The sequence below is a fragment of the Burkholderia sp. HAN2018 genome (genome assembly GCF_024704855.1).
GTDB lineage: Bacteria > Pseudomonadota > Gammaproteobacteria > Burkholderiales > Burkholderiaceae > Burkholderia > Burkholderia cepacia.
The window spans coordinates 1-1,946 of record NZ_QOBB01000475.1 but is presented as its reverse complement, the minus strand read 5'-3'; the positions used below and the strand labels follow the sequence as shown (position 1 = coordinate 1,946).

Sequence of the window (1,946 nt, the reverse complement as noted above, 5' to 3'; positions counted from 1 at the left end):
CGGCGTGAGCCCGCGCGCGCCGGGCGGCCGCCGTCAGGCCGGCAACGCAAACCGCGTCACGGCGTCCCGCAGCGCCTCGGCCTGATCGCGCAGCGAATGCGCGGCGGCCGCCGCTTCTTCGACGAGCGCCGCGTTCTGCTGCGTGACCTGGTCCATCTCGCCCACCGCGCGATTGACCTGCTCGATGCCGGCGCTCTGTTCGCGCGACGCATGGCTGATCTCGTCGAGGATCTCGTTCACGCGCCGCACCGACTGCACGATCTCGGCCATCGTCTCGCCCGCGTGCGTGACGAGCGCCGCGCCTTGCTCGACGGTCTCGTTCGACGACACGATCAGCGACTTGATTTCCTTCGCCGCCGTCGCCGAGCGTTGCGCGAGCGAGCGCACTTCGGCCGCGACCACTGCGAAGCCGCGACCCTGTTCGCCCGCGCGCGCGGCTTCGACGGCCGCATTCAGCGCGAGGATGTTGGTCTGGAACGCGATCCCGTCGATCACGCCGATGATGTCGCCGATCTTGTGCGAGCGGTCGGTGATCTCGTTCATCGTGCGCACGACGTCGTCGACCACCGCGCTGCCGCGCGTCGCGACCTGCGCGGCCTGGCCGGCGAGCGACGCGGCCTGGGCGGCGTTGTCCGCGTTCTGCTTCACGTTCGCGGTCATCTGGTCCATGCTCGACGCGGTCTGCACGAGCGCGGCCGCCTGTTCCTCGGTGCGCTGCGACAGGTCCGTGTTGCCCGACGCGATCTCGCTTGCGCCGACGTTGATGTTCTCGGTACCCATCCGCACGCGCGACACCATGTCGATCAGCCCGCCTTGCATCGTGTGCAGCGCGTGCAGCAGGCTGCCGCGATCGTCGTGCTTCACGGCGACGTGCGCGGTCAGGTCGCCCTGCGCGATGCGCTGCGCGGCGTCGAGTGCCACTTCCAGCTCGCCGCCGAGGTTCGCGCGCACGCTTTTCAGCACCAGCACCATCACGGCGGTCGCGATCCCGCCGAGCACGGTCGTCATCGCGAGCCAGCGGCCGACGCTTTCGAGCACGGCGGTGCGCACGTCGTTCATGTACATGCCGGTCACGATGTACCAGTCCCAGGGCGCGAAGCGCTGCACGGCGCTGGTTTTCTCCTGCGGCTTGTCGGCGCCCGGCTTCGGCCACAGATACTCGACGAAGCCCTTGCCGCCTTCGAGGTTGCCGGCCTTCACGATCTCGACGAACAGGTGCTTGCCGTTCGGATCGGTGAAATTCGACACGTCCTTGCCGTTGAGGTCGGCCTTGATCGGATGCATCACGATCACGGGCTTCGAGTCGTTGACGGAAATGTAGCCGTCGGCGCCGGAACGCATCGCGGCGATCGCCTCGAGCGCCTTCTGCTTCGCGTCGGCTTCCGGCAGCGCGTTCTGCTGCGACAGCTTGTAGTAATGATCGGTCACGCTCGCGGCCTGCGCGACCAGCGACGCGAGCTGGTCGCGGCGGTCCGCGATCATCGATGCGCGCGTCTGCCAGGCCCCGAGCCCGGCGATCACGAGCAGGCCGAGCCAGAGGATGACGATCATCGAGGCGAGTTTCTGATTCAGGGAAAGGTTGCGCATGGTGTGTGGTCGGTCAGTCGTGGAAGCTCGCCGGGGCGGCGTGACGGGATAAGTATCTTGACGGCGCCCGACGTGCGTTGCCGTAGGCGGGTTATCCCTAGGAGCCCGGCGCCGTCGCCGATGCCTTCGACACCGAAAAGGGTATCTATGCATATGCATAACGGGCGTCGCTATACTGTCGGGGCGTTTGAATGCGCGCCGCGCGCGCGGCGCGGCGGCGAATGAAACCGAAAGGAGGCAACGATGCGAATTCTGGTGGTGGGGGCCGGCGCGGTCGGCGGATACTTCGGCGGCCGGCTGGCCGCGGCGGGGCGCGACGTGACGTTCCTGGTGCGCGACGGCCGCGCGGCCGCGCTGGC

At 68.3% G+C, this 1,946-nt stretch carries 2 protein-coding genes; one reads left to right on the top strand and one right to left on the bottom strand.

Features of this window, described 5'->3' with window-relative positions; all coding sequences use genetic code 11:
• Positions 1-33: 33 nt before the first annotated feature.
• Positions 34-1,587 carry a methyl-accepting chemotaxis protein gene (locus tag DPV74_RS41105; protein ID WP_119339271.1) on the bottom strand — a complete coding sequence of 518 codons (1,554 nt, stop codon included), beginning with the start codon at positions 1,585-1,587 and terminating at the stop codon, positions 34-36.
• Positions 1,588-1,830: 243 nt separating this feature from the next.
• Between DPV74_RS41105 and DPV74_RS41100 the strand changes: the two genes are divergently transcribed.
• On the top strand, positions 1,831-1,946 hold a 116-nt coding region (locus DPV74_RS41100; protein ID WP_276142173.1), incomplete at its 3' end, for a 2-dehydropantoate 2-reductase N-terminal domain-containing protein.